Source organism: Actinomycetota bacterium (assembly GCA_036280995.1).
Classification (GTDB): Bacteria; Actinomycetota; CALGFH01; order CALGFH01; family CALGFH01; genus CALGFH01.
Window position 1 is genome coordinate 1 of record DASUPQ010000844.1, and the last position, 3,819, is coordinate 3,819.

Genomic DNA, 3,819 nt, shown 5'->3' on the forward strand with positions numbered 1-3,819 from the left:
ACCTCGGCGCGCTCCTCAGCGCGTACCCGGGCGGCGCGCTCGCGGGTCACGGTGCGGGTGAGCAGGAACAGCCAAGGGAACACCACCACCCCGACCAAGGCCAGCAGCCCAGCGACGAGGATCGAGAACATGGCCACGGCCCCGGCCGTGCCGGGTTCCCCTGTCCCGGAGATGGTGATGGCGGCGGCGGCCACCACCCCGGCACCGGCCAGCGCTCCGCCGACGGCCAGGATGCGCCGCAGGATACGGCCCGCTTCAGGCTCGCCCGCCAGTCGCCTGGCGGCCAGGTACGCCCACGGGCCGACCACCAGCCCGACAACCGCCAGGACCATGACGACCAGCACCGGCAGGGGCGGGGGCGTGGTGTGCTCGACCAGCCACAGAAACCCGGCGAAGACCGCGATGCCGGCACAGCCGAGCAGCACCACCCAGCCCGACCGCACCCGGGAGCCCGGCTGGCGGGGTGGCAGCGTCGGCAGGTCGCTGCCGGCGGAGGAAGTCTGGCGATTCACGACCCGATCATAGGACGGCCACCAGCCCTACTCGGTGGCGATCGCGCGCAGCACGTTGATGCGGGTGGCGTGGCGTGCGGTCATGCGGGCGGCCAGGACCGAGGCGGCGACCGCGACGAGCACGGTGCCGAGCAGGCCGCTGGCCGACACGGCCAGCCCGGCACCGGGGAAGCCCGACAGCGTGCGCACCGCCAGCCAGGCGGCGGCCAGGCCGGCGAGCACGCCGAGGGTCGCGCCGAGCAGCCCGACCACCAGGGTCTCCGTCCGGAGCATCCGGGTGACCTGCCTTGGCTGCATGCCGATGGCCCGCAGCAGACCGATCTCGCGGATGCGTTCGACGACCGATAGGGCCTGGGTGTTGGCCACCCCGAGCAGCGCGATCAGCGTCACGAACCACACCAGCCCCTGCAGCAGGGTGCTGCGGAACGCCGCTTCCTCTTGCAGGTTGGCGAGGTGGTCGCCGACGGTGTGGACGCCGAGGTTCTGGTAGCGCTTCAGCACGCGCCCCACGCTGCCGGTCCCGTCGCCGCGCAGCAGCGGACCCTGGTCGCTGAGGTCGAGGCCCGGGTCGGTGAGCAGGTAGGCGGCGTTGGTCCGCTGCCGCCCGTACCCGGCGGCGTAGGTGCCCAGGTCCAGCAGGTAGCCGGCGAGCAGTGGCGTGTCGTCGTACACGCCCGCGATGCGGTAGGGAGCGGGGCCGGTTCGAGGCAGCTCGACCGTCATCATGTCCCCGGCCTTGACGGCGTGCCGCCGTGCCTGCCCGGCCGAGACCAGCACCGTGGCGTGGCCCAGCTCGGCGAGGCTGCCGGTGCGCAGCCGCAGCCGCAGGACCTGCCCGATGGCGTCGGGGTCGACCGCGTCGATGGCGGTCTCGGCGCCCTGGACGCGGGCTCGGCCGGTGCGGACCTCCACCACTTGGCGGATGCCCGTCACGGTGCGCAGGTTCGCGGCGACCGTAGGGTCGAAGGTGGACTCCTGGCCCACGGCGGTGCCGTGTCGGACGATGAGGTCGGCGTGCACGCTGCCGGTCAGGGCCGCGGACGTCGCGGCCTGCCACGAGGTCGCGTAGCAGGCGACGGCCGTAACCGTGGCCACGGCGACGATCAGCGCCGCCACCGTGGCGCCGGTGCGCCGCTGGTTGCGGGTGGCGTTCTCGGCGCCCAACCGGACGGTGATCCCCAACCAGGGGCCGATGCGACGCAGCGGTCTGGCCAGCCCACCCACGACCACCGGAAGCCCCACCACGAGGGCGACGAGGCACAGCCCGGCCCCGCCGACGACCCAACCGCCATGGGCGGTCGACATCCCGCCGAGGACCAGCGCGGCGCCGCCGACGGCGACGGCAACGGCCACCGCGGCCCGCGCCAGCGGCCGGGACGAGGTCGCAGTCCCGTCCCGGAGCGTACGCAGCGGCGGCGTCCGGCCGGCGCGGAGCGCAGCCGGCAGCGACGCCGCGACCGCCACGGCGGTTCCCATCACGACGGCGAACCCGAGCGTCGCCCACTTCGGCGCCAGCCCGGGCGGGAGCAGATCCTTGCTGGCCAGCCAGGTCAGCAGGCCGGCCGCAGCGCCGACCCCCACGGCGAGGCCGACCAGGGACGCCACGGCGCCGACGACGGCGGCCTCGGAGACCACCAGCAGGCCGAGCTGCCGCGGCGTGACGCCGACGACCCGGAGCAGCCCGAACTCGCGGGCCCGCAGGGCGGCCAGCATCGACAGGGTGTTGAAGATCAGGAACGAGCCAACCGCCAGCGCGAGCACGCCGAAGCCGCGCAGGACCCCGGCCACGGCCCCGAGAAAGTCGCTCACCCCGGCGCTGTCGTCCTGGACGGCACGGCGCGGATCGACCACCTCCAACCGGTCGGCGACAAGGCTGGCCAGCGGCCCGGGCATCAGCGCATCCGGCGCGGCGAGCACGTCGACCGAGCTGTAGCCCCGGACGCCGAGCAGCCGACGCGCGGTCGCCAGGTCGAACACCACCAGCGAGGCCGGTCCGGCGCCGTCGGTCCCGTTGACCCGCACGATCCCACTCACGCGCAGCTCGGTCGTGCCCTGGCCGGTGGCCGCCTGGACCTCGTCGCCCACACCGACGTGGTCGCTGCGCGCGAACCCCGCGCTCACGGCCGCCTCGCCGGCGCCTGGCGGCTGGCCGGCGACGAGCTCCAAGGGGGAGAGTGAGGCGTCCTCGGGCCACGACAGGGCGAGCGACGGGCCCCTCACGCTGCCGGTCACGGGCCTGAGCTGGACCCCACCCAGGACCTTGCCGGCCGCGGCCCGGACCCCGCCCAGGCGGCGCAGACGCGCCGGCAGGTCGGCCGGCAGCGCGGAACGGGACTCCCCCTCCAATGAGGAGATGGCGCGCACGGTCGCCGTCGCTCGCCGGGGGGCGAGATTGGCAACGCCGGCGGTCAGGCTGTCGGTGAGCAGCAGCGTCCCAGCAATGAACGCCACCCCCAGCACCACGGCCAGGACCGACAGCGTCAAGCGGGCCTTGTGGGCCCACATCGCCGTACCAGCCAGGACCCACACGGCGCCGGCGCCGTTCACGGCAGCAGCTCGTCGTCGTCACGGGCAGGCCCGCGGCCCAGGACGCGAGCGATGAGGACCACCGCGACGACGACCGGCGCGGCGACCATGGCGACCGCGAGCACCGGCGCGCTTGGCCCATCGACGGGCGGCTCCGTGGTCGAGATCAGGACAAGGAGGGCGACCAGGGCTGCCGCGCAGCCGGCCAGGATGGCCAGGATGAGGACGGCTCTGCCGGGCCGGTGCTTCGCTCGGTGGGCGTCGCGGGGGTCGGGTGGGTGGTCCATCGCGGTTCCTTCTCGTGGTCGCTCAGCGTTCCAGCCGTCGGATGCGGTCCAGGACGGTGTCGGGGGTCGGGTCGGTCAGCTCACCGGTCACCCGGCCGTCGGCGAGGAACACGATCCGCTGCGCGTAGGAGGCTGCCCGGGGGTCGTGGGTCACCATCACCATCGTCTGGCCGGTGTCGCGGCAGGTGGCTTGCAACAGAGCGAGCAGGTCTGCGCCGGTGGCCGAGTCGAGCGCGCCGGTGGGCTCGTCGGCCAAGAGCAGCGCCGGCCTGGTGACCAGCGCCCGAGCGACCGCGACGCGTTGCTGCTGCCCGCTGGACAGCTCCGCCGGCCGGCGGCCGAGCCAGGAGACCAGGCCGAGGGAGGCGACCAGGTGTTCCAGCCAGGCCGGGTCCGGCTTGCGCCCCGCCAGCGCCAGGGGCAGCCGGACGTTTTCGGCGACGGTGAGGGTGGGCAGCAGGTTGTAGGCCTGGAACACCACGCCGATGCGGTCG

General features: G+C 74.6%; 4 protein-coding genes. All 4 read right to left on the reverse strand.

Annotated features, from left to right (window positions below; all coding sequences use genetic code 11):
• Positions 1–512 (reverse strand): hypothetical protein (locus VF468_28200; protein HEX5882166.1); only part of this gene is annotated, 512 nt, incomplete at its 3' end.
• A gap of 27 nt (positions 513–539) precedes the next feature.
• The gene (locus VF468_28205; protein HEX5882167.1) at positions 540–3,059 is read right to left on the reverse strand and encodes an FtsX-like permease family protein; all 2,520 of its coding nucleotides are present in this window, start codon (positions 3,057–3,059) and stop codon (positions 540–542) included.
• Positions 3,056–3,325 (reverse strand): hypothetical protein, encoded by a 270-nt coding sequence (locus VF468_28210; GenBank protein HEX5882168.1) that lies wholly within the window; start codon positions 3,323–3,325, stop codon positions 3,056–3,058. The genes VF468_28205 and VF468_28210 overlap by 4 nt, the downstream gene beginning before the upstream one ends.
• A 22-nt stretch (positions 3,326–3,347) precedes the next feature.
• A partial coding sequence (locus VF468_28215) for an ATP-binding cassette domain-containing protein (protein ID HEX5882169.1) occupies positions 3,348–3,819 on the reverse strand: 472 nt, incomplete at its 5' end.

Coding starts and splice junctions, on each gene's coding strand:
- VF468_28210 (HEX5882168.1), bottom strand. CDS start 3,325: ATGGACCACCCACCCGACCCCCGCGACGCCCACCGAGCGAAGCACCGG.